General features: G+C 42.5%; 8 protein-coding genes. 2 read left to right on the top strand and 6 right to left on the bottom strand.

What is annotated here, in order from left to right; genetic code table 11:
• Window positions 1-160: 160 nt before the first annotated feature.
• Window positions 161-1,981 (bottom strand): N-acetylmuramoyl-L-alanine amidase, encoded by a 1,821-nt coding sequence (locus ACM0OT_RS23605; protein ID WP_414566806.1) that lies wholly within the window; start codon window positions 1,979-1,981, stop codon window positions 161-163.
• 85 nt (window positions 1,982-2,066) lie between these two features.
• On the opposite strand from ACM0OT_RS23605, the gene ACM0OT_RS23600 reads away from it, so the two are divergent.
• Window positions 2,067-3,704, top strand: a complete 1,638-nt coding sequence (locus ACM0OT_RS23600) for a CTP synthase (protein WP_414566805.1) — start codon at window positions 2,067-2,069, stop codon at window positions 3,702-3,704.
• Window positions 3,705-3,838: 134 nt separating this feature from the next.
• The gene (locus ACM0OT_RS23595; protein WP_414566804.1) at window positions 3,839-4,261 is read left to right on the top strand and encodes a hypothetical protein; all 423 of its coding nucleotides are present in this window, start codon (window positions 3,839-3,841) and stop codon (window positions 4,259-4,261) included.
• Between the two features lie 259 nt (window positions 4,262-4,520).
• On the opposite strand, the gene ACM0OT_RS23590 is transcribed toward ACM0OT_RS23595, so the two are convergent.
• The 5 genes from ACM0OT_RS23590 to ACM0OT_RS23570 form a co-directional block, all read right to left on the bottom strand.
• Window positions 4,521-5,144 (bottom strand): type I restriction endonuclease subunit R, encoded by a 624-nt coding sequence (locus ACM0OT_RS23590; RefSeq protein WP_414566803.1) that lies wholly within the window; start codon window positions 5,142-5,144, stop codon window positions 4,521-4,523.
• 18 nt (window positions 5,145-5,162) lie between these two features.
• Entirely contained in the window at window positions 5,163-6,059 is an 897-nt protein-coding gene (locus ACM0OT_RS23585) for an ROK family protein (RefSeq protein WP_414566802.1), read from the bottom strand.
• Between the two features lie 169 nt (window positions 6,060-6,228).
• Window positions 6,229-6,429, bottom strand: a complete 201-nt coding sequence (locus ACM0OT_RS23580; protein WP_414545809.1) for a hypothetical protein — start codon at window positions 6,427-6,429, stop codon at window positions 6,229-6,231.
• Window positions 6,430-6,515: 86 nt separating this feature from the next.
• Window positions 6,516-7,412, bottom strand: a complete 897-nt coding sequence (locus ACM0OT_RS23575) for an ABC transporter permease (RefSeq protein ID WP_414566801.1) — start codon at window positions 7,410-7,412, stop codon at window positions 6,516-6,518.
• Between the two features lie 99 nt (window positions 7,413-7,511).
• Entirely contained in the window at window positions 7,512-7,829 is a 318-nt protein-coding gene (locus ACM0OT_RS23570; RefSeq protein WP_414566807.1) for a hypothetical protein, read from the bottom strand.
• Between the last annotated feature and the right edge of the window lie 42 nt (window positions 7,830-7,871).

Below are 7,871 nucleotides of genomic sequence, written 5' to 3'. Positions count from 1 at the left end.
AACAATTGCAGACTGCTTAATCAATAAGGGTTTCCGCTTTTCTTAGTGCCATTCGACTTGCGTCAAAGTCTCCCCTCTCCTTCGCAAGGTGAGGTTCTGTATTTTATTAAATCCATATTCCTTACCATGATCACGTTGAAAATAGCATTAATCAAAGCCCCTATTTCCTAGTTTTAAACCACTCAACAACCCCATCAGCCACAGCCCTAGCTAATTTTTTCTGTTCTTGGCGATTTTCTATCCATTCAAATTCTTCAGGATTAATCATAAAACCTAATTCCAATAACACCGATGGTGCTGCATGGGGACGTGTCAGGGCTAAATTATTCCAAAACACGCCGTAGGAAGGTCTATCTAGCCTTTTCACTAAATAATTATGCATAAATATAGCTAGGCTATGAGCTTGGGGATGATACCAGAAAGTGCCGATTCCCTTGGTGTTCTCGGCGTCACCACTATCAGGCAAGGCGTTGTAATGTATGGAAAGGGCGATCGCAGGTGATTCTCGATGTATCATGGCCATGCGATCGCCTAGGGAAACTTCAACATCAGTGTCTCTAGTCATGACTACTGTGGCCCCTAGTTTCACCAATTCATCACGCAATAACTTGGATACGACTAAATTGACTTCTTTTTCTGTATATCCGTTTGGCCCAATAGCACCTGATTCTTTGCCTCCATGCCCTGGATCGAGTAGAATCTTGATACCAGATAAAGGATTGCGTCTTTCAAGCTTTATTGTCGGCGGATGACGTAAAGCTAAAACCAGGGTTGTATTGTCGTATCTCAGCTTATATCCCCACTGTTGAGCTTTTTTGAGGTTAAAGGTGTATTGCGCTTGTCCTGGAGCTACCTGCTGCCAATCTAGACGAGAAATTAAAGGGTCATCATCTAGACGAATTGTGTCTGTTTGGGCAGTGGTGTTGTAAAGTGTGAGGGTGAAATTATTATCGCCTTGTTGCACACTTATCGGTACAGGAACTTGTAAGGGAAAAACTATCTCTGTGGCATCAGAAAGTCGGCGATATCCAACACTGCGAATGGTGGTATGTGGCGGAATCGCACCTGGTAAAGTGCGAGTTTCCTGACTATTAATCCAACCGCCATAGTCTAAGCGTAGCCATTCACCTTCTCTTCCAGTAATTGATGCCCGTGTTCGGTGAGGTAGTGGGGTCAGTCGAGAATAATCGGTACTGGGGCCAGTACGTGCCACCCCTGCATCTACTACCACCTCAGCAACTTGCAAGTTTGAGGGTGAGAGGATTTGAATTTGACCAGTCCCTGGTTGAGTTATCGTCTTACCATTGAGTGTAAGTTGAAATTCTGGTTTACCCAAATCCACATTTTTACTGGCATCTGGGATCACAGCACCAGGCATGATGTTGTTACCGTAGGTAAGGAAACCAGGTTGTGGCAATGTAGTACAACCCTCATACTTTCCTGGGATAAACTGGGCGGTAGGCTGGTTACTTCCCGTGAGGGCAGCCGCATTACTTGGTAAACTTACTTGTTGGGTTTGGGGTGCAAGAGTAATTGTTTGATTTGCCAGGTTCACAGATACACTGGCATTAGGGGGTGCAATGGCGCTAAAACAAATTAGTTCTCCCGGTAGTCTGGCAATGTCAGCTGCTGGAGTGAGAGAATCTTTGGCAAAGTCTAGCCCTTGTGGCAATTCAGGCTGAGTGGCACGCCTTGTAACTTGAATCTGAAGTTCTTGGTTTTGGTGGCATACAGTAAAGAGATTCTCGCCCACTTCTAAGGGAAAACTTGGGGCAAAATGACCGGCTTTGCTGCGGTTAATTGGCTTACCATTGATGAGAACCTGTCCATCTGCTGGCGCTGTGCCAATAAAAAAGATTTTTTCCGCACTTGTCTGATGGTTGTTTGGGGGATAAACAACTAAAAGTGGTGATTCTGCCAAGGTTACTACAGAGGAGGTAACAATACAGCCTGATATTACTAATCCTAAAAGTTTTTTCACGACAACAGAACCAAAGATTTAACCACAGTGACTGTGGCACAATGACGGGATGTATTTTGAGAAGTTGCTAGAAATTCAAACTACTATGACTAAGTTTATTTTCGTAACTGGAGGTGTAGTTTCCAGTATTGGTAAGGGCATTGTAGCAGCAAGTCTGGGACGTTTACTGAAATCGCGCAATTATTCGGTGTCGATTTTGAAACTCGATCCTTATATTAATATCGATCCAGGTACAATGAGTCCTTTTCAGCATGGGGAAGTGTTTGTTACCCAGGATGGTGCGGAAACAGATTTAGACTTGGGACATTACGAACGCTTTACCGATACTTCAATGTCGCGATTAAACAGTGTTACCACTGGCTCGATTTACCAAGCGGTAATTAATCGAGAGCGACGCGGAGACTATAATGGCGGTACGGTGCAGGTTATCCCTCACATCACCAACGAAATTAAAGAAAGAATTTTGCGGGTTGCTGAAGATACTAATCCATCTGTAGTGATTACAGAAATTGGTGGTACGGTGGGAGATATTGAATCGCTGCCGTTTATGGAGGCTATTCGCCAGTTACGTAAGGAAGTAGGACGGCAAAATGTCTTGTATATGCACGTTACTTTAGTACCGTGGATAGCTTCGGCTGGTGAAATGAAGACTAAACCTACACAGCATTCTGTCAAAGAACTGAGATCTATTGGCATTCAACCAGATATTTTAGTTTGTCGGTGCGATCGCTCGTTACCTGTGGGATTAAAACGCAAGTTGTCGGAATTTTGCGATGTTCCCCAAGAATGTGTCATCACTGCCCAAGATGCCAGCAGTATTTACGAAGTACCGCTAATTCTAGAACAAGAAGGACTGGCAGAACAAGCATTAGATTTGCTGCAAATGGAACAGCGTCAACCAAATCTGGTGCAGTGGCAAGCAATGGTGGAACGGTTGTACAGTCCCAAGCACACTGTGGAAATTGCCATTGTTGGTAAATATGTGCGGTTAAGTGATGCATATCTATCTGTCGTCGAGGCGTTGCGTCATGCAGCCATTGCTACCTATGGAGATTTACGTTTGCGGTGGGTGAACTCCGAAGACATAGAAAACGAATCCCCCGATACTTATTTAGCAGGTGTTGACGGTATTTTAGTACCTGGAGGTTTTGGTATTCGGGGTGTAGACGGTAAAATTGCCGCCATTAAATACGCACGCGATCGCCAAATACCCTTCTTGGGTTTATGCTTGGGAATGCAATGTTCCGTGATTGAATGGGCCAGAAACGTCGAGGGCTTAATCGGTGCTAACAGTTCCGAATTTGATCCCGAAACCACCAATCCAGTTATTAACCTGTTGCCAGAACAACACGATGTGGTGGACTTAGGCGGAACTATGCGCTTAGGACTTTATCCTTGTCGTCTTGTCCCCAACACTTTGGCTTACAATCTTTATCAACAAGACGTGGTTGACGAACGCCATCGACATCGCTATGAGTTTAACAATAATTACCGTAATATGTTGTTGGAATCTGGTTATGTAATTAGTGGCACTTCTCCCGATGGACGTTTAGTGGAAATTGTAGAATTTCCCCAACATCCCTTCTTTATATCTTGCCAATTTCATCCAGAGTTTCATTCCCGTCCTAACACTCCTCATCCTTTATTTAAAGGATTCATGGAAGCTGCTATCAACCGGACTCATTCACTTTCTGGATTACCAACACCTGTAGAAGTTTCTTAAAAAATTCAAAACTCAAGAAAAACACTTTTTTGGGTTTTGAATCCACGCACAGCAACATTAACTTAGGGCTTGAGACTTTTGTTCAGACATATACAGGGTGCATCATTCATAAACTTCAAACTTAAGGAGATGTTGTGGCGTACTGGGTGAAAATCCTTTACGAAAAGAAAGAATATGTAGTCAATTTTGACCGTGTTAATGCTTTTTGTTATGAAAAGAATGGCAGGGTCACTTTTTGGCTACCTGATTGTGCTATTCCCATTGTGATTAACCCCCAAAGTAATTTAGACGATTATGAAAAAGTTTTAGAATATTTAGAATATGTGACAGGTATAGAACTGGAAAATGCCCATTGGGTAAAAATCATTTATGAGAAAAATGAATATATAATTAACCTCACTTGTATTAGTTCCTTTTGTCAAGAACCTAATAACAGGATAACTTTTTGGTTGCCTGATGGGACGATTCCTATTATTATTAACCCCGTGAGTAATCCAGAATCTTATGAAAAAGTTTTAAAATTTGTGCAAAAGTCCACGGGATATTCTTTATCATAACTAATTGCTAGCCCCTAGTACAAGTCGGCGTAAATAAACAGACCAGTTGAAATCAATAAAAAGCCTATAAAATAAGCTTTTTGACTTTTGACCCTTCTCCTTCGGAGACGCTAACGCGGTAAGCGCAGCTATGCCGTAGGCTTTACGACTAAGCTCAGGGTAAACTTTTGAACGCCAGTTGCTACAAGTCGGGGAACCCGCCCAACGCACTGGCTTCTTTTGACTTCCGCCTTGCGGTACTAGCCTCTTCCTAAGTCGATTAAATTATCAAGCTTCCTAGACGCTTTAATATACTAACTACTTTCTGTAATTCTGCATCGCGTTCCATTGATAAAGCATAAGAACGAGCATAATAAAGTTGTTCTTGTTGCATTAGCTTGACAAAAACAAACTCTCTACCATTAATTAATAAACCAAAAGTTGGTTGTGTAATATTTTGATTAGCCAGCATATAACTGAGTGCTTGAGGCAAAGCAATCATCACATCAAATTTACTGCTTTTTGATTCAATTACCAGTATCCACAAACGTTTTTGAATGACAAGAACATCAATATTGCCTTTAACAATCAAATCTTCGTCTTCAGCAGTGATTTCTATAGCAGTTTCAGTTTCAATCTCAAAAGGAGGTTGATAAAATCCAGCTAAATCTAATAAAGGAGACAGCACTACCATCTTCACTGCCTCTTCTGACATGAAACGGCGTTTATTTAAGTTAAAATAATTGCTTTTAATTCGCTCAATTGCTTGCTGTTCTACATCATTGAGAGTCGGTAAATTATCTTGCCACTCTCTAAAGAAATTGGTATCTGAGGCCAGTTGCAAACCAAACTTTTCTTCCAATTCATCAAGACTGATTTCTCTGGCTGGAATAATTTGCACCATAGGAAACTGGGAAGATGGCTAATGATGAATGACTAATGATGATGCCAATTTTGCTGCACCCACCATTCCAGCTGAGTTGCCTAATTCAGCGGGTAAAATTTGTAAGCCGGCGCGAGATGTGGGCATGACTCGCTGTTCAATTTCTGCTTTAGCTGCGGAGATAAAAAATTTAAAGCAACCACTAATACCGCCACCAATAACAACTGCTTCTGGTGTTAAAACGTAAATTAAACTAGCTAAACCAATACCTAAACCTTTACCATATTCTTGCCAAAAAGTCAAGGCACAGACATCTCCGGCTTGGGCAAGAGCGGCTAATTCCATGGGTTCCTTGCCGGTATGCTGACGAATGGCGGCAACTGACCCATACTGTTCTAAAGAGCCTCGATTGCCACTATTACACGTGGGGCCATTGGGGTTCAAGGTAATCAAACCCAATTCCCCGGCTGCGCCTTGATGTCCCACAAACAGTTTGCCATCCAAAATAATCGCTCCACCAACCCCAGTTCCCAAGGTCAACAAAATAAGATTTTGAAAGTGGCGCCCTGCTCCTAGCCAAGCTTCTGCCAAGCCTGCACAGTTGGCATCGTTGGCAATAATCGTAGGTTTACCTGTTTTGGCTTCTAACCAGTCGGCCAACGGTACATTTATCCATCCCGGTAAGTTGATGGCGATTTGGGCAATACGTCCTGTTTTATCGGCAGGGCCAGGAGTTCCCACACCAATAGCTACAGCTTTATTGTCCGGGTCTACTTGAGCGATCGCATCTATCAAAACCACCAGCACCGCTTCTGGTGTCGATGGTTGGGGAGTTGCTAAAGTCAACGATTGTAGGCACGTGCCATCTGGTTGGAACCTTCCTAGCTTAATTGCTGTTCCCCCCACATCAATACCAATTACTTGAGAATTAATCACCTGATAAAATATAAACCAATTCGTAATTCAGAAAACCAGATATAAAATGGGTTTGCAGTTTTGGATGTAATGCTGGATTTTAAAGCATTGGTATCTATCTTTTAACTCCTTAGCAAATTAGACCCCCAGGAATATTTAGAAATCCATCCATACAGATAAAGAAATAGTATTAGTTTTTTGGCGTTTTGGTACGAAACATTTCTGAGTCTTCTGTATTTTTGGACGTGATGTGTAAATTAGTCGCCATTGACGAATGAAAACTTGATTGCTGCCAATTTGTCACTGGTGTACCGTGTAACAGACCAGTTAAGGCAACGGATAGCATGAACCCACCAGCAGCGGCGGCGATTAAGGAAATGTTATCTTTCACTCAGTTCTCTCGGTAATAAAATCAACAAATATTCAGACGCAGAAACAGTCACTTCGCTCCAGTTTATTTTTTTCAGCAAGGATGGACTATTTCCGGATTCCATTCTCGCGCCGTAATCGAGGATTGACAAACTCATTTAACCCCTCACCAAGTAGTGATAACCCTACTACCATTAATGTCATGGCTAAACCGGGGAAGAGAGTAGTCCACCAAATGCCTGTGGGCAAGGCTTCTAGGGCTTGTCTTAAGTCGTGACCCCATTCAGGCACTTCTTCGGGAAGTCCTAATCCTAAAAAGCCTAAACCGCCTAATACTAAAATTGCATCGGCGGCGTTGAGGGTAAATAATACAGGTACGCTTTGAATAACGTTAAAAAAGAGATAGCGAGATAATACAACCCAAGTAGAAGCACCCATTGCTTGAGCTGCTTCAATAAATACTTCTGTTTTCACACTGACAGTATGATTACGGACAACCCGATAATATTGGGGAACGTAAGCAATACTAATGGCGATCGCCGCATTTAAAATTCCCCGACCCACCACAAAAGCCAGTGTCACAGATAATAATAGCCCCGGCAAGGTGTAGATACTATCCATGACAAACAGCAACACCTTATCCAATTTACCGCCAAGATAGCCACTTAGCATTCCCAAAGGTACACCAATAATCATGCTGAGTGCTGTAGCTAAAATCACTACTTGTAACGCAGCTTGAGCGCCAAACAATGTGCGAGAAAATACATCATGTCCTAAGCGACTCGTCCCGAACCAATATTTAGCTGATGGTGGTTCTTGGATAGGGTTAGCCAGAAACTCTCTAGGGTTTTGTAGCCATCCCCAACCCTGTAAGACAGGAGCAAAGAATGCCAAAAAAAAGAAAAATAAAGTAATGGCAATCCCAATCAGCATTAATTTCTGTGAAAGATTGGGATTTTGGGTAAAACGTAAAAATATTGGCAACTGACGTTTAGTGATGGCCATGAGCGATCGCCTGGATCAAGAAAGATACTATTTTACATATACTCAGGCAAAAGCCAACAAAAATCAGGCAGGCATTTTGCCCACCTGTGATCCAAACGGCTACAAACCAACTAATTCACGAGATTCAAAATTAGAGAGTTGTTGAGCAATGGCCAATCTCGCTGCTAATTTCGCTACACTAAACTGGTTACGCAGATATTCTAAATGAGCGATCGCATTGGCTTTTTCCACAGATAATCGCATCTGCATATCCACTGCTTGTTGATACTCTTGATTCACCAGCAGCACTTCAAAGCGACGAGACTTGCGTTGAGCATCATTTTTCAAGTCCATCTCAAAAGCGGCAACACGGTCAGCATTACCTTCAAATCGGTTAATCTGGTGCTGCACCGCCATTAACTGAGAATCTATCTTAATGGAGCAAGAGGACTCCCGTTAAAGTCGCCAGACTTAACGGGA

The organism is Anabaena sp. CCY 9613 (assembly GCF_963920895.1).
Lineage (GTDB): Bacteria > Cyanobacteriota > Cyanobacteriia > Cyanobacteriales > Nostocaceae > Cyanocohniella.
This window is presented reverse-complemented; position numbering and strand designations above follow the sequence as displayed.